14 protein-coding genes and 18 pseudogenes are annotated in these 22,653 nt (G+C 72.7%); 28 read left to right on the top strand and 4 right to left on the bottom strand.

The window, feature by feature from the left end:
• Positions 1 to 224: 224 nt before the first annotated feature.
• The 16 genes and pseudogenes from UK94_RS21705 to glgA all read left to right on the top strand — a co-directional run bounded on the left by UK94_RS21705 (position 225) and on the right by glgA (position 11,563).
• On the top strand, positions 225 to 1,124 hold the full coding sequence (locus UK94_RS21705) for an ArsR family transcriptional regulator (protein WP_011605681.1): 900 nt from the start codon (positions 225 to 227) through the stop codon (positions 1,122 to 1,124).
• The gene (gene sufB / locus UK94_RS21700) at positions 1,121 to 2,533 is read left to right on the top strand and encodes a Fe-S cluster assembly protein SufB (protein WP_011605680.1); all 1,413 of its coding nucleotides are present in this window, start codon (positions 1,121 to 1,123) and stop codon (positions 2,531 to 2,533) included. Before UK94_RS21705 ends, sufB begins: the two co-directional genes overlap by 4 nt.
• A pseudogene (locus UK94_RS61195) lies at positions 2,533 to 3,260 on the top strand (SufD family Fe-S cluster assembly protein); the annotation flags it as partial. The gene sufB and the pseudogene UK94_RS61195, both read left to right, overlap by 1 nt.
• A 1-nt stretch (position 3,261) precedes the next feature.
• Positions 3,262 to 3,780, top strand: a 519-nt coding sequence (locus UK94_RS61190) for a SufD family Fe-S cluster assembly protein (RefSeq protein WP_235489153.1), incomplete at its 5' end; no start/stop codon positions are given.
• Positions 3,777 to 4,067, top strand: a pseudogene (locus tag UK94_RS21690) (non-heme iron oxygenase ferredoxin subunit); the annotation flags it as partial. The gene UK94_RS61190 and the pseudogene UK94_RS21690, both read left to right, overlap by 4 nt.
• Before the next feature lies 1 nt (position 4,068).
• Positions 4,069 to 4,136: pseudogene (locus UK94_RS61185) on the top strand (non-heme iron oxygenase ferredoxin subunit); the annotation flags it as partial.
• 8 nt (positions 4,137 to 4,144) lie between these two features.
• Positions 4,145 to 4,209, top strand: a pseudogene (locus tag UK94_RS74635) (hypothetical protein); the annotation flags it as partial.
• A 1-nt stretch (position 4,210) separates the two neighbouring features.
• Positions 4,211 to 4,936 (top strand): Fe-S cluster assembly ATPase SufC (gene sufC / locus UK94_RS21685; protein WP_235489151.1); only part of this gene is annotated, 726 nt, incomplete at its 5' end.
• The gene (locus tag UK94_RS21680) at positions 4,933 to 6,273 is read left to right on the top strand and encodes a cysteine desulfurase (RefSeq protein ID WP_011605676.1); all 1,341 of its coding nucleotides are present in this window, start codon (positions 4,933 to 4,935) and stop codon (positions 6,271 to 6,273) included. The genes sufC and UK94_RS21680, both read left to right, overlap by 4 nt.
• A pseudogene (locus tag UK94_RS61180) lies at positions 6,270 to 6,537 on the top strand (SUF system NifU family Fe-S cluster assembly protein); the annotation flags it as partial. The gene UK94_RS21680 and the pseudogene UK94_RS61180, both read left to right, overlap by 4 nt.
• A 1-nt stretch (position 6,538) precedes the next feature.
• Positions 6,539 to 6,779 (top strand): annotated as a pseudogene (locus UK94_RS61175) (SUF system NifU family Fe-S cluster assembly protein); the annotation flags it as partial.
• Positions 6,776 to 7,237 carry a metal-sulfur cluster assembly factor gene (locus UK94_RS21670; protein WP_011605674.1) on the top strand — a complete coding sequence of 154 codons (462 nt, stop codon included), beginning with the start codon at positions 6,776 to 6,778 and terminating at the stop codon, positions 7,235 to 7,237. The pseudogene UK94_RS61175 and the gene UK94_RS21670, both read left to right, overlap by 4 nt.
• A 955-nt stretch (positions 7,238 to 8,192) precedes the next feature.
• A pseudogene (locus tag UK94_RS21660) lies at positions 8,193 to 8,549 on the top strand (DUF3995 domain-containing protein); the annotation flags it as partial.
• 1 nt (position 8,550) lies between these two features.
• Positions 8,551 to 8,669, top strand: a pseudogene (locus tag UK94_RS61170) (DUF3995 domain-containing protein); the annotation flags it as partial.
• A 372-nt stretch (positions 8,670 to 9,041) separates the two neighbouring features.
• Positions 9,042 to 10,280, top strand: a complete 1,239-nt coding sequence (gene glgC / locus UK94_RS21655) for a glucose-1-phosphate adenylyltransferase (protein ID WP_011605671.1) — start codon at positions 9,042 to 9,044, stop codon at positions 10,278 to 10,280.
• An 83-nt stretch (positions 10,281 to 10,363) separates the two neighbouring features.
• Positions 10,364 to 11,563 (top strand): glycogen synthase, encoded by a 1,200-nt coding sequence (gene glgA / locus UK94_RS21650; RefSeq protein ID WP_041939532.1) that lies wholly within the window; start codon positions 10,364 to 10,366, stop codon positions 11,561 to 11,563.
• A 1,090-nt stretch (positions 11,564 to 12,653) separates the two neighbouring features.
• Here the strand turns inward: glgA and UK94_RS21640 are convergent.
• Positions 12,654 to 13,406 (bottom strand): annotated as a pseudogene (locus tag UK94_RS21640) (GDP-mannose 4,6-dehydratase); the annotation flags it as partial.
• Position 13,407: 1 nt separating this feature from the next.
• Positions 13,408 to 13,658, bottom strand: a 251-nt coding sequence (locus UK94_RS61165; protein WP_235489148.1) for a GDP-mannose 4,6-dehydratase, incomplete at its 3' end; no start/stop codon positions are given.
• A gap of 242 nt (positions 13,659 to 13,900) precedes the next feature.
• Between UK94_RS61165 and UK94_RS61160 the strand changes: the two are divergent.
• The 12 genes and pseudogenes from UK94_RS61160 to UK94_RS21615 all read left to right on the top strand — a co-directional run.
• Positions 13,901 to 14,761, top strand: a pseudogene (locus UK94_RS61160) (circularly permuted type 2 ATP-grasp protein); the annotation flags it as partial.
• A 23-nt stretch (positions 14,762 to 14,784) separates the two neighbouring features.
• On the top strand, positions 14,785 to 15,580 hold a 796-nt coding region (locus UK94_RS61150; protein ID WP_235489145.1), incomplete at its 5' end, for a circularly permuted type 2 ATP-grasp protein.
• Positions 15,574 to 16,521, top strand: a complete 948-nt coding sequence (locus UK94_RS21630; protein ID WP_011605664.1) for an alpha-E domain-containing protein — start codon at positions 15,574 to 15,576, stop codon at positions 16,519 to 16,521. The genes UK94_RS61150 and UK94_RS21630, both read left to right, overlap by 7 nt.
• A 178-nt stretch (positions 16,522 to 16,699) precedes the next feature.
• Positions 16,700 to 16,874: pseudogene (locus UK94_RS61145) on the top strand (transglutaminase N-terminal domain-containing protein); the annotation flags it as partial.
• A gap of 1 nt (position 16,875) precedes the next feature.
• Positions 16,876 to 16,945: pseudogene (locus UK94_RS74630) on the top strand (hypothetical protein); the annotation flags it as partial.
• Between the two features lie 51 nt (positions 16,946 to 16,996).
• Positions 16,997 to 17,273 (top strand): annotated as a pseudogene (locus UK94_RS61140) (transglutaminase family protein); the annotation flags it as partial.
• Position 17,274: 1 nt separating this feature from the next.
• Positions 17,275 to 17,346, top strand: a pseudogene (locus tag UK94_RS61135) (hypothetical protein); the annotation flags it as partial.
• Between the two features lies 1 nt (position 17,347).
• A partial coding sequence (locus UK94_RS61130; protein ID WP_235489141.1) for a transglutaminase family protein occupies positions 17,348 to 17,545 on the top strand: 198 nt, incomplete at its 5' end.
• A gap of 312 nt (positions 17,546 to 17,857) precedes the next feature.
• Positions 17,858 to 19,264, top strand: a pseudogene (locus UK94_RS21620) (ABC-F family ATP-binding cassette domain-containing protein); the annotation flags it as partial.
• Position 19,265: 1 nt separating this feature from the next.
• Positions 19,266 to 19,471, top strand: a pseudogene (locus UK94_RS61125) (ABC transporter ATP-binding protein); the annotation flags it as partial.
• Between the two features lie 178 nt (positions 19,472 to 19,649).
• Positions 19,650 to 19,816: pseudogene (locus tag UK94_RS61120) on the top strand (cation transporter); the annotation flags it as partial.
• 1 nt (position 19,817) lies between these two features.
• The coding region (locus UK94_RS21615; protein WP_235489140.1) for a cation diffusion facilitator family transporter at positions 19,818 to 20,612 on the top strand (795 nt) is incomplete at its 5' end.
• 57 nt (positions 20,613 to 20,669) lie between these two features.
• Here UK94_RS21615 and UK94_RS61115 read toward each other — a convergent pair.
• Together UK94_RS61115 and UK94_RS21610 are read right to left on the bottom strand one after the other, a co-directional pair.
• Positions 20,670 to 21,190: pseudogene (locus tag UK94_RS61115) on the bottom strand (hypothetical protein); the annotation flags it as partial.
• Between the two features lies 1 nt (position 21,191).
• Positions 21,192 to 22,244: hypothetical protein (locus UK94_RS21610; protein ID WP_235489136.1), on the bottom strand; the 1,053-nt coding region annotated here is incomplete at its 3' end.
• Positions 22,245 to 22,653: the final 409 nt, after the last annotated feature.

Below are 22,653 nucleotides of genomic sequence, written 5' to 3'. Positions count from 1 at the left end.
GGGGTCCGCAGGGACGACCCGCCCGGTGGTGCCGCAAGTCTGGCATCACGCCGCCAGCGGTGGCCGACCGGCCACCAGTCGTGGGTAGATGTTGTGCGGAGCCGGAGTGCGACCGGCCCCGGCGCCGCGCCTGTGACCCCGGCTGTGATGGAGATCGCCTCGGGGTGGACCTGATCGGGGGCCCTCGGTTCGACCTCGTCCCGTAAATAAGGCACACTAGCGTTGTGAAAAACGACCACGATGCCTCGGGCGGGACGGCCGACGGCCGCACCCGCGACCGGGTCGTGCGTCTGCTGCTGGAGGGCGGGTCGGCCACCGCGGCCGAGCTGTCCCGGCAGCTCGGCGTGTCCCCGGCGGGCATCCGCCGGCACCTGGACGCCATGGTCGGGGACGGCATCATCACCCCGACCGAGAGCCGATCCCGCGAGCCGCGGGGCCGCGGCCGGCCGGCCAGGCGCTACGCCCTCACCGAGGCGGGCCACCGCGCCGGTCCGACGGCGTACTCCGATCTCGCGGCCGGTGCGCTGCGGTTCCTCGCGGAGGTCGTCGGCCCCTCGGCCGTGAGCCAGTTCGCCGAGGGCCGGGCTTCCGACCTGGAGCGTCGGGTGCGCTCCGCGGTCGTCGCGGCGCCGCCGGCGGATCGGCCGGCGGCGCTGGCCGAGGCGATGACGGCGGCCGGCTACACGGCCAGCGTCTCGGAGCTGCCGACCGGCCTGCAGATCTGCCAGCACCACTGCCCGGTCCAGTTCGTCGCGGAGCGCTTCCCGGCGCTGTGCGACGCCGAGACCGCGGCGCTCGCCCGGGTCCTCGACACCCACGTGCAGCGCCTGGCGACGATCGCCCACGGCGACGGCGTCTGCACGACGCACATCCCCGTGGGCGCGGCGCCGGGACCGGATCCGCATGGTCCGTCCGACCAGGACGTATTCCGTGCAGAAGGGTCCCGTGCCGAGGAGTCCCGTGCCGAGGGGGCCCGTGCCCAGGGGTCTCGCGACGGCGGGTTCCGTCCCGGCGGGTTCACCGCCGGCGGGTCGCAGCCGCCCGCGTCCGACCGAGACCCCGCACCCGCACCCGCGACCCCGACCTGTCCACCGTCCCCGTCTTCGGAGGGTTCCGCCCTATGACAACCTCTGCCGAGACCGCCCTCGAAGGCCTTGGTTCCTACAAGTTCGGGTGGGCCGACACCGACGCCTACGCCGACGACGTCCAGCGCGGCCTGTCCGAGGCGGTCGTCCGCAACATCTCGGCGAAGAAGTCCGAGCCGTCCTGGATGACCGACCTGCGCCTGAAGGGCCTGCGCCTGTTCGAGCGCAAGCCGATGCCGACCTGGGGCGCGGACCTCTCCGGCATCGACTTCGACAACATCAAGTACTTTGTCCGCTCGACGGAGAAGCAGGCCGCCGAGTGGGCGGACCTGCCCGAGGACATCAAGGCGACCTACGACAAGCTCGGCATCCCGGAGGCGGAGAAGCAGCGCCTCGTCTCGGGCGTCGCCGCGCAGTACGAGTCCGAGGTCGTCTACCACAAGATCCGTGAGGACCTCGAGGAGCAGGGCGTCATCTTCCTGGACACCGACTCCGGCCTGCGCGAGCACCCGGAGCTGTTCCAGGAGTACTTCGGCTCGGTCATCCCGGTCGGCGACAACAAGTTCGCCGCGCTGAACACGTCCGTGTGGTCGGGTGGGTCGTTCATCTACGTGCCCCCGGGCGTGCAGGTCGAGATCCCGCTGCAGGCCTACTTCCGGATCAACACCGAGAACATGGGCCAGTTCGAGCGGACGCTGATCATCGTCGACGAGGGTGCCTACGTGCACTACGTCGAGGGCTGCACGGCGCCGGTCTACTCCTCGGACTCGCTGCACTCGGCGGTCGTCGAGATCATCGTGAAGAAGAACGCGCGCTGCCGGTACACGACCATCCAGAACTGGTCGAACAACGTCTACAACCTGGTCACCAAGCGGGCCGCCTGCCACGAGGGCGCCACCATGGAGTGGGTCGACGGCAACATCGGCTCCAAGGTGACGATGAAGTACCCGGCCGTGTGGCTGCTCGGCGAGCACGCCAAGGGCGAGGTCCTCTCGATCGCCTTCGCCGGCCCCGGCCAGCACCAGGACGCCGGCGCCAAGATGGTGCACGCCGCGCCCCGCACGTCGTCGACGATCATCTCCAAGTCGGTGGCCCGCGGCGGCGGCCGCACCTCCTACCGCGGCCTCGTGCAGATCAACGAGGGCTCCGCGGCGTCGCGGTCGACGGTCAAGTGCGACGCGCTGCTCGTCGACACCGTCAGCCGCTCGGACACCTACCCCTACGTCGACGTGCGCGAGGACGACGCCTCCATCGGCCACGAGGCCAGCGTCTCCAAGGTCGGCGCGGACCAGCTCTTCTATCTGATGAGCCGCGGCCTGTCGGAGGAGGAGGCGATGGCGATGGTCGTGCGCGGCTTCGTCGAGCCCATCGCCCGCGAGCTGCCGATGGAGTACGCCCTCGAACTGAACCGGCTCATCGAGCTGCAGATGGAAGGCGCGGTCGGCTGATGGTCGTCATCGACGCCACCGGGCGACCCCCGATGGCCTCCGGAGCCGTGCCCCGCCCGGTGCGATCGCGCAACCCGCTCGACCATGACGTGCCCACCGGCCGCGAGGAGGCGTGGCGGTTCACCCCGCTGCGCCGCCTGCGCGGCCTGCTCACCGGCCCGGACGCCGACGGGAAGGTCTCCGTGACCGTCACCGCGCCGGCCGGGATCGCCGTGGAGCAGCTCGACGCCGCCGACCCGCGGATCGGCCGGTCGTACACGCCCGCCGACCGGGTCGCCGCGTTCGCGCTGGCCCATGCGGGCGGTGCCACGGCCGTCACCATCCCGGCCGAGGCCGCCCCGGCCGAGCCCGTGGTCGTGCACCTGCACGGCGAGAGCCCCCGGCCCGCGGCCGGCACCGCCGCCGGGATCGCCTACGGCCACCTGCTCGTCGAGGTCGGCCCGTTCGCGTCGGCCACCGTCGTGCTCGACCACACCGGCAGCGCCACCTACGCCGGCAACGTCGAGGTGTACGTCGGCCACGGCGCCTCGCTGACCTTCGTGTCCCTGCAGGACTGGGACGCGGGCGCGGTGCACGTCGGCGCGCACGCCTACTCGGTGGGCCGCGACGCGAAGCTGCGTTCGTTCACCGTGACCCTCGGCGGCGACCTGGTCCGGCTCAGCCCGACCGTCGACTACCGCGGCCCGGGCGGCGACGCCGAGCTCAACGGCGTGTTCTTCACCGACGCNGGCCAGCACCAGGAGCACCGGCTGCTCGTCACGCACACTCCGCGGTCGTGCCGCAGCCGGGTGACCTACAAGGGTGCGCTGCGCGGCGACGGAGCCCACTCGGTGTGGATCGGCGACGTCGTCATCGGCGCCGACGCGGTCGACACCGACACCTACGAGCTCAACCGCAACCTGGTGCTCACCGACGGCGCCCGCGCCGACTCGGTGCCCAACCTGGAGATCCTCACCGGCGAGGTCGTCGGGGCCGGCCACGCCAGCGCCACCGGCCGCTTCGACGACGAGGCCCTGTTCTACCTGCAGTCCCGCGGCATCCCGCCGGCCGAGGCCCGCCGGCTCGTCGTGCACGGCTTCTTCGCCGAGGTCATCGACCGCATCGAGGTCGGCGACCTGCGCGACCGGATCATGGCGTCGGTCTCGGCCCGGCTGGGCGAGACGCCGGCCGAGGACGAGCCCGCGACGGCGGCCGGAACCGGTGCTTCCGCCGGAGCCGCGGCCGGGGCCGGACGGGCGGGCGCATGACCGCCACCGCCGACTCCGCGGCCGTGCCCCGCTGGCACCGGGTGTGCGCGCTCGCCGACCTGACCGACGACACGGCGCTCGGCACCGAGATCGAGGGTGTGCCGGTGTGCGTCGTGCGCGCCGGGGAGCGCGTCTACGCGGTGCGTGACGAGTGCTCGCACGCCGACGTGCAGCTCTCCCAGGGCGAGGTCGAGGACGGCAAGATCGAGTGCTGGCTGCACGGGTCCCAGTTCGACCTGGCCAGCGGCAAGGCGCTGACCCTGCCGGCGATCGACCCGGTGCCCACCNACCCAGTGACCATCGACGGCGACGACGTGCTCGTCGACGTCGCACATTCGAACCCGGAACGAGGGTGACGGCAGCGGTGTCGACCTTGGAGATTCGTAACCTGCACGTCTCGGTCGAGACGGAAGAAGGCCCGCGCGAGATNCTGCGCGGCGTCGACCTCACCGTCCGCAAGGGCGAGACGCACGCGATCATGGGTCCGAACGGCTCGGGCAAGTCGACGCTGTCGTACTCGATCGCGGGCCACCCCAAGTACACCGTGACCGACGGCAGCATCACGCTCGACGGCGAGGACGTCCTCGCGATGGGCGTGGACGCCCGCGCCCGCGCCGGGATCTTCCTGGCGATGCAGTACCCGGTGGAGATCCCCGGGGTGTCGGTGTCGAACTTCCTGCGTTCCTCGGCCACGGCCGTGCGCGGCGAGGCGCCGAAGCTGCGCACCTGGGTCAAGGAGGTCAAGGCCTCCATGGAAGCCCTGGAGATGGACCCGTCGTTCGCCGAGCGCGGTGTCAACGAGGGCTTCTCCGGCGGCGAGAAGAAGCGCCACGAGATCCTCCAGATGGCGCTGCTCAAGCCGAAGATCGCCGTGCTCGACGAGACCGACTCCGGCCTCGACGTCGACGCGCTGCGCATCGTGTCCGGCGGCATCGAGGCCGTGCGGGCCAAGGGGGAGACGGGCATCCTTCTCATCACCCACTACACCCGCATCCTGCGCTACATCAAGCCCGAGTTCGTGCACGTCATGGCGGCCGGACGGATCGTCGACGAGGGCGGCCCGGAGCTCGCCGCCGTGCTGGAGGACTCCGGCTACGACCGCTACGTCAAGGGCGGCGGAGCCGCGGCGCCGGCGGGAGCGGGAGCGGTGTCATGACGCTCACCGAGTCGCTGGTCGCCGGCGGCACCGCGGGCACCGTGGGCGCTGCGGGCACCGCGGGCTTCGACGTCGAGCAGGTCCGCAAGGACTTCCCGATCCTGGCCCGCACGGTGCACGACGACCTGCCGCTGGTCTACCTCGACAGCGCCGCCACCTCGCAGAAGCCGCTGGCCGTCCTCGACGCCGAGCGCGCCTACTACGAGCTGCACAACGCCAACGTGCACCGCGGCATCCACGTGCTCGCCGAGGAGGCCACCGGCCTGTACGAGGCGACGCGGGACAAGGTCGCCGCGTTCGTCGGCGCGACCGACCGGCGCGAGGTCGTCTTCACGAAGAACTCCACCGAGGCGCTCAACCTCGTCGCCTACGCCATGAGCAACGCCGAGACCACCGGCGCGGAGGCGGAGCGCTTCCGGCTCGGCCCCGGCGACGAGATCGTCGTCACCGAGATGGAGCACCACTCCAACCTGGTGCCCTGGCAGATGCTCGCCCGGCGCACCGGCGCCACCCTGCGCTGGATCGGGCTGACCGACGACGGCCGGCTGAACCTCGACAACCTCGACGCGGTCATCACCGACCGGGCGAAGGTCGTCTCGATGGTCCACCAGTCGAACATCCTCGGCACGGTCAACCCGGTGGCGCGGATCGTCGCCCGGGCCCGCGAGGTCGGCGCGCTCACCGTGCTCGACGGCTCCCAGTCGGTGCCGCACATGCCGATCGACGTCGCCGCGCTCGGCGTCGACTTCCTGGCCTTCACCGGCCACAAGATGTGCGCGCCGACCGGCGTCGGGGTGCTCTGGGGGCGCTACGAGCTCCTCGAGGTCATGCCCCCGTTCCTCGGCGGCGGCGAGATGATCGAGATCGTCACGATGGAGGGGTCGACCTACGCGGCCCCGCCGCACCGCTTCGAGGCCGGCACCCCGATGATCAGCCAGGTCGTGGGGCTCGGCGCCGCCGTCGACTACCTGACGGCGCTGGGCATGCCGGCGATCGCCGCGCACGAGCACGCCGTCACCGCCTACGCCCTCGACGCGCTGGCCACCGTCCCCGGCACCCGGATCATCGGCCCGCCGACCGACGTCGACCGCGGCGGGGCGATCTCGTTCGTCCTGCACGACGACGCCGGCCGGGCGATCCACCCCCACGACGTGGGGCAGCTCCTCGACGAGCGCGGCATCGCCGTGCGCGTCGGCCACCACTGCGCCCGGCCGGTCTGCCTGCGCTTCGGCGTGCCGGCCACGACCCGGGCGTCGTTTCACCTGTACACGACGACCGGCGAGGTCGACGCGCTGGTGGAAGGTCTGCACGGGGTTCGGAGGTTCTTCTCGAGGTGAAGCTCGATTCCATGTACCAGGAGATCATCCTGGATCACTACCGCAACCCGCTGCACCGCGGCCTGCGCGACCCGTTCGACGCCGAGGTGCACCACGTCAACCCGACCTGCGGGGACGAGGTCACCCTCCGGGTGAAGGTCTCCGACGGGGTCGTCGAGGATGTCTCGTACGAGAGCGAGGGCTGCTCGATCAGCCAGGCCTCGGCGAGCGTCATGAGCGACCTGGTCATCGGCAAGAAGGTCGACGAGGCGCTGGAGCTCGAACNCGAGTTCCTGGCGCTGATGCAGTCGCGGGGTACCGCGGAGGGCAACGAGGACGTGCTGGAGGACGCGGTGGCGTTCGCCGGCGTCTCCAAGTACCCCGCCCGGGTAAAGTGCGCCCTGCTGTCCTGGATGGCCTGGAAGGACGCGACGGCCAAGGCCGTCGACCCGGCCGCCGGTGCCTCCGCCGCCGCGCCCCTCCCCGCCGGCGCACCCCTCGACGTACCCGAGCAGGAGAAGCCATGAGCGACGCGGTCACCGACACTCGCGCCGAGACGGCGGCGAGCGACAGCCCGGCGCCGACCGCCGACGCCACCGGCCCCGCGGCTGCCGCCGGCGGCATCGCGCCGGCCACGGTCGCGGAGCGGGCCGCGGGCCTGGAGCTCGCCGAGTTCGCCGACATCGAGGAGGCGATGCGCGACGTCGTCGACCCCGAGCTCGGCATCAACGTCGTCGACCTCGGCCTCGTCTACGGCATCCACGTCGCCGACGACAACACGGTCACCCTCGACATGACGCTGACCTCGGCGGCCTGCCCGCTGACCGACGTCATCGAGGACCAGACCCGCTCCGCGCTCGTCGACGGCCCCGACGGCCTCGTCGCCGGCGTGACGATCAACTGGGTCTGGATGCCCCCGTGGGGCCCCGACAAGATCACCGACGACGGTCGCGAGCAGCTGCGCGCCCTCGGCTTCAACGTCTGACTCGCCCAGCGAGCCGCCGCCGGTCTGGCCGGGATCATCGTCCGGCCAGACCGGGCCGCCGTCGAGCGGTCCCGTGACGTTCACCCCGAACTGGTGGCGAAGGTTCGACCCGACGTTCACCAGCTCGACGTTCACCAGCTCGACGTCCCAGCCGAGAGCCTTACGCCGGTCGCCGTGGTTGGCGATGTCGCGCTTCTCGACCTGCAGCGTTACCAGCGGACGGTGCCGGTACCCGCCCGCCGACCCTCAGCCCGTGACGCTGGGCCGTCACGCACCAGGCGCATGATCGCGCCATCATTTCGGCGGCACCGGGCAAGGCGGCGACAGGCAGCGCGTTTCGCGCGCCGGAGAAGCGGAAGCTGGGAATCTGGCCCATCTCGCCAAGNCGGCCCCTTGGCACCGGCCGGGGCCCCAGGCCCCGGCAAGGTGTTCCGCGGAACCGTGTCGTGATCAAGGTGTTCCGGCGAGGCGCAGGCCAGGGCGCTGGCCGCCGCGCTACTCGACCCCTGACAGAGCCCGGGTGCGTTTGCCGCCGGCGCCGCGCCGCGCATCACGGAGCGCCGTCTCCTGCAGTGGCACAAGATCATCGATCCGTGGGCGCACGGCTGGCCACACCCGCACGACCTGTGGAACCTGGTGCTGACCCAGTTCGCCGCGACCCACCGCGTGATCGCTCCGGATCTGCGCGGTCTCGGCGGCAGCCGCCGCGGGGCGGACCCTGATCGACCACTGCGGCCACCTCATCCCCCTGGACGCACCGGCGGAGATTCGCCGGCTCGTCCAGCCGTTCCTCGGCTGATCGCGTGGACGCGCCGTCCCGCCGTCGGCGTTGCCCGCCACGGGCCTGGCCGGAACTCGCCTTCCGGCCAGGCCGGCTCGCCATCCGATGGGCCGTGCCGATGCGACATGACATGCTACGAACAGTGAGAGACCGTGCGGCTGAGGGAACCGCCTGATGCTGGACGTGACGACGGAACGCCGGAAAGAGGCGGGACTGGCGGAACGGACGACCTCGGCCGGCTACGCCGCCGCAGTCTGGGCCGGTCTGTTCGCGCTGGTGAGCCTCTACTGGGCGCTGGGGGGCACGGCCGGCATCGACACGGTCGGTGGCCCCGTCGAGGACCTTGTCCGCGACGGCGCCAGCACCGCGTCGGCGCTGGCGTGGGGCGCGGTGGTGCTCAAGGCCGCGGGCGTGATGTTCGCGCTCGCCCTGGTCCAGCGCTGGGGTCGGGTGAGCACCGTCCTGCTGGTGGGTTACGGCGGCGTGATCGTGTGGACCGAACTGTTGGTGGTCGTCGGTGTCATCGACGCCNCCCAGGACACCGACTGGTACGCCTTCTACTGGCATCTCGCCCTCTGGGACCCCCACTTCGTGGTCTGGGGCATCCTGCTCGGCATCGCCACCCGCCATCGCGCCCGACGCGCGACCTGACGCGCCGGAGGCGAGTGGAGCTACCGGCCAGGGGTCGCCGGGCCGCTCTCTCCTGCGGCTGCCCGTGCGTTTGGGCCGGCCGCCGGCGTGGCCCGACCGGGCCGGTTCGGGGCCTGGAGTCGACCCCGTTCGGGGCAGTCGTCCGGCGGTGGTTCCTAGCCTTCCAGGCCCAGCTTGTAGGGTCGCAACAGGCGATCGGCGGAGTCATCGGTCATTCCCGGCAACGATCCCCATCCGGCGGCTTTTCCCTTTGGGCTCGGGGTGGATTCGGGGTCGTTCGGGACGCCGGGTGTGGATGTGTACCCGGCCGGGCAGGGACGTGTCGGCCCGCGGATCGCCCCGCAGACCATGCCATGAGACGGGAGCAAGTCTGTGCCGAGTCCGCGGGTCCTCGGCCTGGTGCTGGCCGGGGGGGCCGGGCGGCGGCTGGCGCCGCTGACGGCCGATCGGGCCAAGCCCGCCGTTCCCTTCGGTGGGTTGTACCGGCTGATCGACTTCGTGTTGTCCAACCTGGTCAACGCCGGCTATCTGCGGATCGCCGTGCTCACCCAGTACAAGAGCCACAGCCTCGACCGGCACATCACCACGACGTGGCGGATGAGCAACCTGCTGGGCAACTACGTCACCCCGGTGCCGGCGCAGCAGCGCCTCGGCCCCCGGTGGTTCGCCGGCAGCGCCGACGCCATCCACCAGTCGCTGAATCTCGTCCACGACGACAACCCGGACATCGTCGTCGTCTTCGGCGCCGACCACGTCTACCGGATGGATCCCCGGCAGATGGTCGCCCAGCATCTCGACTCCGGCGCCGGGGTGACCGTCGCCGGGTTACGGGTGCCGCGCGCGGAGGGCCGGTCGTTCGGGGTCATCCAGACCGGCCGGGACGGGCGGATCATCGAGGCGTTCCTGGAGAAGCCCGCCGACCCGCCCGGCCTGCCGGGCAGCCCGGAAGAGACGTTCGCGTCCATGGGCAACTACGTCTTCTCCACCGACGTGCTCATCGACGCGCTGCGCAAGGACGCCGCCGACGAGGACAGCCGGCACGACATGGGCGGCGACATCATCCCGATGCTCGTCGCGCAGCGCGCCGCGGCCGTCTACGACTTCAGCGACAACGTCGTGCCCGGCACGACCGCCCGCGACCGCGGGTACTGGCGCGACGTCGGCACGCTCGACTCCTACTTCGACGCGCAGATGGACCTGTGCGCGCTCGACCCGGTGTTCAACCTGTACAACCGCGAGTGGCCGATCTTCACCAGCGTGCCGTCGCTGCCGCCGGCCAAGTTCGTCCACGACGATCCGCGGCGCACCGGCATCGCGATCAACAGCATCGTCAGCAACGGGGTGATCGTCTCCGGCGGCACGGTGCGCTCCGCGGTGCTCTCGCCGGGCGTGCGGATCAACTCCTGGGCCGAGGTCGACCGCGCGGTCGTCCTGGACAACGCCGTCGTCGGGCGCGGCGCCGTCGTCCGCGACGCGATCCTCGACAAGAACGTCCACGTCCCGCCGGGCGCCCAGGTCGGCGTCGACAAGGACCGCGACCGCGCCCGCGGCTATACCGTCAGCGAACGCGGCATCACCGTGGTCGGCAAGGGCGTCACCGTCACCGACTGACCGCGCCACCACTGCACCCGCGCCACCACTGCACCCGCGCCACCTCCACCCACTCGTCCACCCCGTCGATGGAGAGACAGTCCATGCGCGTCGCGCTGCTCACCCGCGAGTTCCCCCCGGACGTCTACGGCGGGGCGGGTGTGCACGTCGAGTACCTGGCCCGCGAACTCGCCCGGCTCGTCGACCTCACCGTGCACCGGGAGGCCGGCGGGCAGCGGGAGGTGGCCGGCGGTGATGACCGGTCCGTGCTGGAGGCGGCCGGCGGGCCGGGCGTCGCCGCGGTGCGCGCCCACCCGAGCTGGGCGGCGCTCGCCGGCTCCGACGACGTGCTGCGCACCCTGTCGATGGAGCTGTCGATGGCGGCGGTGGCCGCCGGTGCGGACGTGATCCACTCCCACACCTGGTACACGAACCTCGGCGGCCACCTCGCCGCCCTGCTCGGCGGCGTCCCGCACGTGATGACGTCGCACTCGCTGGAGCCGCGCCGGCCGTGGAAGGCCGAGCAGCTCGGCGGCGGCTACCGGCTGTCGTCGTGGTCCGAGCGGATCGCCATCGAGTCGGCGGCGGCGGTGGTCGCGGTGAGCGCCGGGATGCGCGCGGACATCCTCGACGCCTACCCGGCGGTCGACCCGGCGCGGGTGCACGTGATCCGCAACGGCATCGACACCGACGAGTACCGGCCCGATCCGGCGACCGACGTCCTCGAACGGCACGGGGTCGACCCGGAGCGGCCCACGGTGATCTTCGTGGGGCGGATCACCCGGCAGAAGGGGCTGCCGGTGCTGCTGCGCGCCGCGGCGGCCATCGACCCGCGGGCGCAACTCGTGCTCTGCGCCGGCGCCCCGGACACCCCGGAACTGCTCGCGGAGACCACCGCGCTGGTCGACGGGCTGCGCGTCGAGCGCGGCGGCGTCGTCTGGCTGAACGGGATGCTGAGCAAGCCCGAGGTCATCCAGCTCCTCAGCCACGCCACCGTGTTCGTCTGCCCGTCGGTGTACGAGCCGCTGGGCATCGTCAACCTGGAGGCGATGGCCTGCTCCACCGCCGTCGTCGCCTCCCGCGTCGGCGGCATCCCGGAGGTCGTCGACGACGGCGTCACCGGGCTGCTCGTTCCGCCGGACGAGCCGAAGGCGCTCGCCGACGCCGTCAACACCGTGCTCGCCGACCCCGCGCGGGCCGCGGCGATGGGCCGCGCCGGCCGGGAGCGGGCGGTCGGCGAGTTCGCCTGGGCGGCCGTCGCCGAGCGCACCGCGGCCCTGTACGACTCCGTGGCCGGCCGTTAACCGAACGTGGGACGGGGAGCCCGCCGCCCGGCGGATCCCCTCAGGCCTGGCCGGTGTGGCCGCGGATGACGTCGTCGACGTCGTCCGCCGTGGCTGCGCGCCGCAGCCACAGATCCAGCAGGTCGATGTCGACGCACTCCAGGATCCGCCGACGAACCGCCTCGGGCACGGGGACCCCGCGGCTGTCCAGCACGAGCAGCACCGCCTTCGCCTCGCCGCGAGCCTCCCCGCGGGCTTCTCCGCGAGCCTCCCCGCGGGCTTCTCCGCGGGCTTCTCCGCGTGCGTCGATCTCGTTGTAGCGTTCGTAGTGGTAGCGCCGTCCGACGGCAGTCGTCATGAGGAAAGCCTCCCATCGGTCGCGGGCCGCCTGAGGCAGCCGACCCACGGTCACATCATCGTAGAAGATCTTTTTCTCGGGTTCCAGCGCGTCCAGCGCCGCGAGCAGCGCCGGGAACATCACGTCGATGTCGGCGTCGTCAAGGTGGCACGTCGCCGCAAACAGCGCGGACNCCGGCCGCGCCGTCGCCTGCTCGACGTCCGGGAGCAGCGGAACGTCGTCGGCGGTGAACATCCGCGGAGACAGCCGCGCCCCGCTGTGGGTGTCCGCGGCGATCTGGTCGCGGTACCAGCGGGCGACCGCCGGATCCGGCACGAACACCACCAGGGAGGCCNTCACCCGGAACTCGGTCTCCAGATGACCGACATACAGCTTCCACGACCCCAGCTTGCGCGCGTCACGGCCGCGCTGAACCTCGTAGACGGTGCCCCGTACCGGGATGTCCTCCGCGTCGCAGTACAGCACCATCGCGTCGGCGAGAAAGGTCTGCGGCCGCACATGGGGGTCGTGCAGCCGGGCGTGGTCGAACGCGGGCGCGTCCGCACCGCCGAGCAGCTCCGTCTGGACCCAGTCGGGCAGGGCGGGATCGAGNCGGAGGAGCTCAAGCGGTAACTCGTGGGCGGAAGTGGGCATGCCGCCACCATGCCAGGCAGGTGTGACAGATCTGGCGCGTCACGTCACTGCAGACCACGTCACCCGGGGTGTGCTGGCGGTACGTGTGCCGGCGGTGACGCTGCCGGCCCGCATGGGTGGTCAGCGCTGCCAGGCGGTCTCGGACACGGGGGAGCGGCCCAGCAGGGGGCGCCACCAGGCCTCGTTCTCCTTGTACCAGGCGATCGTGGAGCGCATCCCCTCGCTGAAGTCGATCAGCGGCGACCAGCCGAGCTCCGTGCGCAGCTTGGTGGAGTCCAGCAGGTAGCGGCGGTCGTGGGAGGGCCGGTCGGGCACGATCGTCTTCAGTGACGCCGGCAGGCCGAGCTCGGCGAGGACGGTGTCGGCGATGGTCTCGATGTCGGCCTCGACCCCGGAGCCGACGTGGTAGGTCTCGCCGACGCGGCCGCGGTCGAGCACGGCGTCGATCGCCCGGCAGTGGTCCATCACGTGCAGCCACTCGCGCCGGTTCGTCGTCGACGCGTACAGGGGGAGCTGCTCGCCCTGTAGCGCGCGGGTCACGAACAGCGGGATGACCTTCTCCGGGAACTGGTACGGCCCGTAGTTGTTCGAGCAGTTGGTGATCGTGACCGGCAGGTCGTAGGTGTAGCCGTAGGCGCGCACGGCGTGGTCGCCGCCGGCCTTCGCCGCGTTGTACGGGGTGCGCGGCAGGTAGGGGGCGTCCTCGGTGAAGGCCCCCGGGTCGTTGAGGTCCATGTCCCCGTAGACCTCGCAGGTGGAGATCTGGTGGAAGCGGGCGACCCCGACCGTGCGGGCCGCCTCCAGCAGCGTCTGCGTGCCCGTCACGTTCGTCGAGAAGAAGTCGCCCGGTCGGATGATCGCCAGGCTGTTGTGNGACTCGGCGGCGAAGTTCACGATCACGTCGACGGTGTGCTCGCGCAGTGTGGACTCGACGAGCTCGCGGTCGCGGATGTCGCCGTGGACGAAGGTGATGCGCTCGGCGAGGTCGTCGAGGTTCTCCCGGCAGCCCGCGTAGGTCAGGGCGTCGAGCGCCACGACGGCGTCCGCGGGGTGCCGCTCGCGCCAGTAGCGGACGAAGTTCGACCCGATGAACCCGGCGGCTCCGGTCACCAGCAGCGTCGACATCGTTCGGCCTTTCGGTCGGCCCGCGTGCTTCGGCGCACGCGGTGGGATGGGCGGTCGGCGGCCATGGTCTCGCGGCCCGGGCCGAGCGGACTCAAGTCTGCCTGGTACGCGCCGCGGCGGTCCGCGCCGGGTTGGCCGGGAGGGCCGGGGGTCCCCGCCCGCACCATCCGGTGACGGTGAACGTCCCCGTCCAGGTCCGTGACGTCATGTCGTGGTAACACGCGCAAATTACGCTCCGGCCTGTGGCGGACCTGTTCGAGGGTTATCCGGCGGAAGCGGCGGCCACGGCGGCCTGGGACGAGGTGTTCGAGGCCTCGAACACCCCCCGGGACGTGTACGCCGCCCTCTATGACGCGTTGCAACCCCTCAGCAGCGCAGATCTCGCGGCCCGCAAGGTCGCCCTGGACCGGGCGTTCCGGGACGCGGGCATCACCTTCAACCTCTTCGGTGAGGAGCGGCCGTTTCCCCTGGACCTCGTGCCGCGGCTGCTCGACGGCGACGAGTGGGACGTCATCGAGCGCGGCGTCACCCAGCGCGTCCAGGCGCTGGAGGCGTTCCTGGCGGACGTCTACGGACCGGCCGAGGTGCTCGCCGACGGCATCGTGCCGCGCCGGCTCGTGCTGACCAGCGCCCACTTCCACCGCGCGGCCCACGGCATCGACCCGCCGAACGGGGTGCGGGCGCACGTGTCCGGGATCGACCTCATCCGCGACGAGCAGGGCGGCTTCCGCGTCCTGGAGGACAACGTCCGGGTGCCGTCGGGGGTCAGCTACGTGATCGAGAACCGCCGGGCGATGACCCGGGTCTTCCCGGAGCTGTTCGCCACCCACCGGGTGCGCCCGGTCGCCGACTACGCGACCCACCTGCTGCACGCGCTGCGTGCCGCCGCCCCGCCGGAGGTCGCCGACCCGACGGTGGTCGTGCTCACCCCGGGCGTCTACAACTCCGCCTACTTCGAGCACGCGCTGCTGGCCCGACAGATGGGCGTGGAGCTGGTCGAGGGCCGCGACCTGACGGTGCGCGACAACAAGGTCACCATGCGGACCACCGAGGGCGAGCAGCCGGTGCACGTCGTCTACCGCCGGGTGGACGACGACTGGCTCNACCCGCTNCACTTCCGGCCGGNGTCGATGGTCGGCTGCGCCGGCCTGGTCAACGCCGCCCGCGGCGGGCACGTGACGATCGCCAACGCGGTCGGCAACGGGGTCGCCGACGACAAGCTGATGTACACCTACGTCCCCGAGCTCATCCGGTACTACCTCGGCGAGGAGCCGATCCTGCCGAACGTCGACACCTACCGGCTGGAGGACCCCGACCAGCGGGCCCACGTCCTCGACCACCTGGACACCCTCGTCGTCAAGCCGGTCGACGGTTCCGGTGGCAAGGGCATCGTCATCGGGCCCCAGGCGAGCGACGCCGAACTCGCCGAGCTGCGGGTGCGGGTCAGCGAGGACCCCCGCGGCTGGATCGCCCAGCGGGTCGTCAAGCTCTCGACGTCGCCGACGCTGACCGACGACCGCCTCGGCCCCCGGCACGTGGACCTGCGCCCGTTCGCCGTCAACGACGGCACCAAGGTGTGGGTGCTGCCCGGCGGGCTGACGCGGGTCGCGCTGCCGCGGGGCAGCCTGGTCGTCAACTCCAGCCAGGGCGGCGGCTCCAAGGACACCTGGGTGCTCGCCGCCGAGCGCAACCCGCGAGAACCGGCGCTGCCGATGGCCCGCCCACCCGGTGCCGCCGCCCGCCCCGCCAGCGGCCCGGACCACGGTCCGGTCTCCTCCGACCAGCAGCAGCAGCAACAACAGCAGAACCAGGCCGGCCCCGCGGCCGCCGCCGGGATCGCCGGTGCCGCTGCGACCGCCGTGACCGCTGCGACCGCCGTGACCGCCGCGACTGCTGTGACCGCCGGGAGCTCGGGATGCTGAGCCGGATCGCCGAGTCGCTGTTCTGGATCGGCCGCTACGTGGAGCGGGCCGAGTCCACCGCCCGCATCCTCGACGTACACGTCCACCGGGTGCTGGAGGACCCCTGGCTCGACGCGGGTTCCGCCGGCCGCGAGCTGCTCGCCGTCATGGGCCAGCCCGCGACCTTCCACCAGCAGGTCGACTCCCGCACGGTGACCGAGACCCTCGCCTACGACCCGGCGCGGCCGTTCAGCATCACCGGGGCGCTCTCGGCGGCCCGGGAGAACGCCCGCAGCGCGCGCGTGGTCGTCTCCAGCGACGTCTGGGAATGCCTCAACGCCACCTGGAACGACCTGCCGCACACCGAGGAGCTGGCCCGCCGGCTCGGCCCGCACGTGTTCTTCCGCTACGTCCGCGAGCGCACCGCGATGCTCGCCGGGCTCGTCGACGCCACCCTCGCCCGCGACGACGGCTGGCGGTTCCTGGTGCTCGGCCGCAGCCTGGAACGCGTCGACATGACCTCCCGGCTGCTGTCGTCGAGCATCAGCGACGACCCGCACTCGCAGAGCTGGATCAGCCTGCTGCGCTCCTGCGGCGCGCACGAGGCGTACCTGCGGACCTACCGGCGCGCCGTCGACGCCGCCCGGGTCGCCGAGTTCCTGCTGCTCGACCGGCTGTTCCCGCGCTCGGTGTACTGGTCGCTGGCGCTGGCCGAGGACATCCTCGCCGAACTCGACGGGGGCCGCGGCCGACCCCGGTCCACCGTGGACGACGCCGCCCGGCGCACCGTCGGGCGGACCCGCACGGAGCTGGAGTTCCACAGCGTCGCCGAACTCGTGGAGAACATGCCGGACCTGCTCGCCTCCCTGCAGAGCACCTGCTCGTCGGTCAGCGCCGAGGTGACGGCCCGCTACTTCGCCCGGGAGGCGCCGCGGTCCTGGGCGATGGAGGTGCCGGCGTGAACCGGCCGTCGCGGCTGACCCGCCCGGCCAGTCCCACCCGGGTGGTCCGCCCGGCCAGGGGCGACGGCGCGGCCCGGTGGACGCGGCGGGCCCCGGCGCCGCGCCGGGGGCGGCCGGCGAGCCCGACCCGCTCGATGGGCCCGACCCGGCCCACCCGACCCACCCGAGGGGACTCCTGGTGAGCTGGCAGATCCGCATCGAGCACTCGACGGGCTACCGCTACGCCAGCCCCGTGCTGTCCTCCTACAACGAGGTCAGGATCATCCCGCAGACCGCCGCGTCCCAGCTCACGCTGGAGGCCACGGTCCGCACCGAACCGGCGGCGACCACCTACCGCTACTGGGACTACTGGGNCACCCAGGTCACCGCGTTCGACCTGCACACCCCCCACACCGAGCTCGTCGTCACCGGCCGGTCGATCGTGNAGACCGCCGCGGCACCGCACCCCCCGACCGACGTCCCCACCTGGGAGCGGCTGGGCGCCGACCCGGTCGCGGACGAGTTCGTCGAGTACCTGCGCCCCTCGGCGTCCACCCCGGAGCACCCCGAGCTCGCCGCCGCCGCCCGCGACCTGGCCGCCCGCCACGGGCCGCGGGAGTTCATCCCCGCCGTCGGCGACTGGGTCCGCGAGCGGCTCGCCTACCGGACCGGCACCACCGGTGTGCACACCTCCGCGGTGGAGGCGTGGCGCCGCGGCGAGGGCGTCTGCCAGGACTTCGCGCACCTCGCCCTGGTCCTGATGCGGGCGGCGGNCATGCCGGCGCGCTACGTCTCCGGCTACCAGCACCCCTCCGCCACGGCGGAGGTCGGCGAGACCGTCGAGGGNCAGTCGCACGCCTGGGTGGAGGGCTGGCTCGGCCGGTGGTGGGGCTTCGACCCGACCAACGCGGTCCCCGCCGGCGAGCAGCACGTGGTCGTCGCCCGCGGTCGCGACTACAACGACGTCCCGCCCGTGCGCGGCGTCTTCTCCGGCGGCACCTCGACCTCCCTCGGTGTCACCGTCGCCGTGACCCGCCTGGCCTGACCCCGCCGGCGGCGACCCCGCGGCCCGAGGGTGTCGCGGCCCGAGGGCGTCGCGGTGGGGAGACGTCGCGGTGGGGAGGCGTCGTGGTGTGCGGGGCGTCGGGGTGTGCGGGGCGTCAGGGCGTGCGGGGCGTCGGGGCGTGAGGACGTCGCCACGTGGGGACGTCGTCCCGCAGGAACGGCACCGTAGTCTGGACGGCATGCGCATCGCCGTGTCGTGATCGGATGATGTCCCGCCCCGGTGGCGTTTCCACCGCCGTCCGTAGCCGTCTGACGTCACCACGGCGTCGCCCCCGAAAGAGGCCCAACCTCAATGATCATCGTGTCCGAGCTCGAACTGCGCGCCGGAGCCCGCACCCTGATCGAGCCCGTCTCCTTCCGGGTGCAGCAGGGCGACCGGATCGGTCTGGTCGGGCGCAACGGCGCGGGTAAGACGACGCTGCTGAAGGTGCTGGCGCGGGAGGGCATTCCGTTCGCCGGCGGCGTCGACGTCCGCGGGGAGCTGGGCTACCTCCCGCAGGACCCGCGCGCCGGCGACCCGACCGACACCGCCCGCGACCGGGTGTTGTCCGCCCGCGGCCTCGACGTGCTGCTGCGCGAGATGGAGAAGCTGCAGCTGGAGATGGCCGAGCTGGTCGACGCGAAGGCGCGGGACGCGGCGATTCGCCGCTACGGCAGCCTGGAGGAGCGCTTCGGCACCCTCGGCGGGTACGCCGCCGAGGCGGAGGCGGCGCGGATCTGCTCGTCGCTGGGCCTGGCCGACCGGGTGCTCGCCCAGCCCATCGGCACGCTCTCCGGCGGGCAGCGCCGCCGGGTCGAGCTGGCCCGGATCCTGTTCGCCGGGTCCGGCAGCTCGGATGCGACGCTGCTGCTCGACGAGCCGACGAACCACCTCGACGCCGACTCCATCGTCTGGCTGCGTGACTTCCTGCGTGCGCACAACGGCGGCCTCGTCGTCGTCAGCCACGACGTCGACCTGCTCGACCGGTGCGTCAACAAGGTCTTCCACCTCGACGCCAACCGCGCCGCCCTCGACGTCTACAACGTCAACTGGAAGACCTACCTCAACCAGCGGGAGCTCGACGAGCGGCGCCGTAAGCGGGAACGCGCCAACGCCGAGAAGAAGATCGACTCACTGAAGGCGCAGGCCGACAAGATGCGGGCGAAGGCGACCAAGGCCCGCGCCGCCCACCAGATGGACCGCCGCGCCGAGCGGCTGGCCGCCGGCCTCGCCGACGTCCGCGTCGCCGACCGGGTGGCGAAGCTGCGCTTCCCGGACCCGGCACCCTGCGGGCGCACCCCGTTGACCGCCAGCGGCCTGTCGAAGTCCTACGGTTCGCTGGAGGTGTTCACCGACGTCGACCTGGCGATCGACCGGGGGTCGAGGGTGGTCGTCCTCGGGCTCAACGGCGCCGGCAAGACGACGTTGCTGCGCATCCTCGCCGGTCAGGAGCGCGCCGACACCGGCGAGGTGCATCCGGGGCACGGCCTGCGGCTGGGTTACTACGCGCAGGAGCACGAGACGCTGGACACCGACCGCTCCGTGCTCGACAACATGCGGGCCGCCGCACCGGGCACCTCCGACGTGGAGCTGCGGCGCATCCTCGGCGCGTTCCTGTTCAGCGGTGACACCGTCGAGCAGCGCGCGCAGACGCTCTCCGGCGGCGAGAAGACCCGCCTGGCGTTGGCCGGCCTGGTGTGCAGCTCGGCGAACGTGCTGNTGCTCGACGAGCCGACGAACAACCTCGACCCCGCCTCCCGGGACGAGGTGCTCGCCGCGCTGACCACCTACAAGGGCTCCGTGGTGCTCGTCACGCACGACCCGGGCGCGGTCGAGGCGCTCGATCCGCAGAAGGTGCTGATGCTTCCCGACGGCGTCGAGGACAACTGGTCACCCGATCTGATGGAGCTCATCACCCTGGCGTGAGGTCACCCTGGCGTGATGCCCGCCGGGCGGCCGGTCGCGGCGTCCGGGCGGCCGCGAGGTCGGGGCGTCCGCGCCACCGGGCCCGCGCGCACCCGCCGCACGGCCGGCGGGTCGGACTTGCCAGACTGGGACGTCAGGTCGGAGGGGACACCGGCCTGACCCGAAGTGGAGAGTCTTTGTGAGTACGCAGGGCGGCACCAAGGCGGTTCTGGCGGCGCTGGCCGCCAATCTGGGCATCGCGGTGACGAAGTTCGTGGCGTTCCTGCTCACGCAGTCGTCGTCGATGCTCGCCGAATCCATTCACTCGGTCGCCGACTCCGGCAACCAGGGTCTGCTGCTGCTCGGNCAGCGCAAGTCGGCCAGCCCGCCGGACGAGGAGCACCCCTTCGGGTACGGCCGCGCGCGGTACATCGCCGCCTTCCTCGTCGCCATCGTGCTGTTCAGCGTCGGCGGGCTGTTCTCCGTCTACGAGGGAGTCGAGAAGCTGCGCCATCCGCACGAGCTGGAAAGCGGCCTCATCGCCGTCGTCATCCTGGTGATCGCCGTCGGGCTCGAGTCCTACTCGCTGTCCACCGCGGTCCGCGAGTCGAGCAAGACCAGAGGAGACCGCTCCTGGTGGCAGTTCATCCGGGAGGCGCGCGCCCCGGAGCTGCCGATCGTCCTGCTCGAGGACCTCGCCGCCGAGCTGGGGCTGATCTTCGCTCTGCTCGGCGTCGGGCTGACCCTGCTGCTCGACGATCCCATCTGGGACGGCGCCGGCACCCTGGCCATCGGCATCCTGCTGCTCGTCGTCGCGGTGCTCGTCGCGACCGAGGCGTACGGCATGCTTGTCGGGGAGGCCGCGACCCCGCAGGCCGTCGCGACGATCCGCGGCACGCTCGCCGCCGCACCCGGGGTGACGAAGGTCATCCACCTGCGGACCCTGCACCTGGGCCCGGACGAGTTGCTCGTCGCCGCCAAGATCGGGATTGCGCCGACGGCGACGATGCGGGAGGTCGCCGCGACCATCGACGGCGCCGAGGAGGCGCTGCGGGCGTCCCTGACGGTCCCGATGCGGATCTTCCTGGAGCCGGACATCCCCCGCGACGCGCTGCCCCGACCGGCCACGAGCGGCACCGAGGCGACCTCCGCACCTGCCTGACGCCGTCCGCCGGCGCCGTCGGGCTCGGAGCCGGTCGCGGCCGTCGGCGGGCGCGGGTCAGGCCTGGGGGCCGCCGAGGCAGAGTCGCAGGGCGAGGGTCCCGATCGCACCCAGCGACACGAGGATGACCGGCAGGCTGCCGGCCTGCAACCGGTCGCCCGGCCGGGCCGGTCGGGGCCGGGGTGCCACCGCCGCGACCAGCAGCCAGGGAAACACCGGCAGCCAGCTCCGTTCCGCCCCGCCCTCGGCGAGGCCCAGCGGCACCGCGAACAGCACGGTGGCCGTGGCGCCGACCAGGAACGGCCAGCCCGGCGTCAGGCGTAGCCGGCGCGCGGCGCGGACGGCGACGGGACCGGTGGCGAGAACCAGCACGGTCAGGTCCAGGAAGAGCCAGGCCAGCGCGGCTCCGGCCGACGGCCGCGGCGCGCTGGCCAGGGTCAGCCCGTCCGGCCAGGAGAAGCCCCAGGCGTAGAACAGCCACAGTGGCAGCAGCGCGCCGAGCCCGGTGATGACGTTGAGCAGCGGCCGGCGCCGAACGAAGTAGGCGGCTGCGACCGCGACCCCCAGCCACACCGGGGNGTAGCCGAACAGCGCCGCCAGACCCAGCAGCAGTCCGCTCGCCAGCGCCCACCAGACCGACCGGCGCGCCGGCTCGCAGCCGACCACGCCGACGGCGACTGCCAGCGCGGCGAGCGTGGCGGTGACGGCGTCCGGGGAGGCCGCCATCCATCCGCTCCACGGCGCCAGGACGAGGACGGGAACCAGGCGGCGGGCCGCGGTCTCGTGGCACAGCGAGCGCACGGCGACGCACACCACCGGGACGGTCAGCGCGCCGAGCGCGGTGAACAGCACGCCGATCGTCACGGCGCCGTGCAACCCCGCCCGGGTGAGCAGCCAGGTGGCGAGCACCGGCCCCGGCGGGTGCGCCGGCAGCACGGCGACCGCGCCGGCGGCCGCGTGTGGCGTCGTCGTCGTGTAGGCGGCGAGCAGGCCGCGCGGGTCGTCGCCGACCGCGCCGGCCGCCTCGAGCAGGTCCGCCGGTGCGCGCAGACCGGCGGCGAGATCCCCGGGGGCGACCAGGGCAAGCGCGAGGCTCCACGCCAACGAGCCCACATAGCCCAGCAGCAGCAGAGTGCTCCAGGGCAGTCGGAACGCCACCGACCGCGCGGCCGGGGCTGCGCGGGTGGTGACCGGTGGCGCGGCGGTCGGAGTGGTGTCGGTCGGGGTGGTGGCGGTTCCCATGACGGGGTCGGCGGGCTGGGTGCCGCCGGGCTGTGTGGTGCTGTCGGGCTGTGTGGCGCCGCCGGGCCGGATCGTCGACGCCCACCAGGCCGTGACCGCGATCATGACTGCGGCGACCGCGAGCGGGACGACGACGACGGGGTCCAGCCGCGGCTGCCAGCCGTCGTGCCACGGGGGGCTCGTCAGGCCGAGATCGACGTCGGTGCCTGCCAGCACGGCGGTGCCGGCGAGCCCGAACGCGACCAGGACCAGCCAGATCCCGGCCTCGGCGAGTTCCGCGCGCACCGCCGGCCCGAGCGCCGTGGTGCGCGCGCCGGCCCGCCGGTCCGCCGATCCGCGCGCGGCCGCCGGGACGCCCGTCCGCTCCGACGCACTGCCGGTGACGCTCACGGCCTCGCCTCACCGGTCGCCGCGTGCCGGGACGTACCCGGCGCCGAACCGGCGATCACCACTTCACGGGCCACCCCTGCACGGTAACGAGTCTCCCGCCGGCGGCGGTCCAGGGCCGATCGGCGCGCGGGTCCCGGGTGCGCGAACCCACGCTCGGGCCGTCGTCGCGGGGCGGCGGGCACCGCGCGGCGGCGGTCTGGCGGCCGGCCTCGGCCGCGTACGGGNCGCCGCGGGGTGTGAGTAATCAGTCGGTTTGATCTGCGGCGTTCGCGGTCCGTCGACGCGCTAGGTACAGTGATCGACTGTTGGTTGTACCTGCGGTATTGCGTTGAGGGAAGATCGCCGATCATGCGGGTGACGATGTTCGTGGCGACGCGCCGTTGCCGTTGTTAGGCCGTGCGCAGGGGAT

The organism is Frankia sp. AvcI1, from assembly GCF_001420875.1.
Taxonomy (GTDB): domain Bacteria; phylum Actinomycetota; class Actinomycetes; order Frankiales; family Frankiaceae; genus Frankia; species Frankia alni.
Note: the sequence above shows the minus strand (reverse complement) of the source record. Positions and strands in the feature narration are given on the sequence as shown.